The following is a 217-nucleotide window of genomic DNA, read 5'->3' as shown; positions in this document are numbered from 1 at the left end:
AATCACATCACTGCCCGGTTGTATGCGCGAGGTTACCGACTGCGGCCTGAGTTTTTTAAGTGACGTAAAACCGTGTTGAGGCCAACGCCCATAATGCGTGCACTGGCGCGACATCCGACGCCATTCATGGCCATATCAATGATTTCTGGTGCGTACCGGGCTGAGAGGCGGTGTAAGTGAACTGTAGTTGCCATGTTTTACGGCAATGAGAGCAGAG

At 52.5% G+C, this 217-nt stretch carries 1 pseudogene; it reads right to left on the bottom strand.

The features are described from left to right. A pseudogene (locus tag BHE85_RS20345) lies at positions 1-217 on the bottom strand (IS1-like element transposase); the annotation flags it as partial.

This window comes from Shigella sp. FC1567, from assembly GCF_001743015.1.
Classification (GTDB): Bacteria; Pseudomonadota; Gammaproteobacteria; order Enterobacterales; family Enterobacteriaceae; genus Escherichia; species Escherichia coli.
The sequence above is the reverse complement of the archived record's forward strand: the minus strand, read 5'-3'. Positions and strand labels throughout refer to the sequence as shown.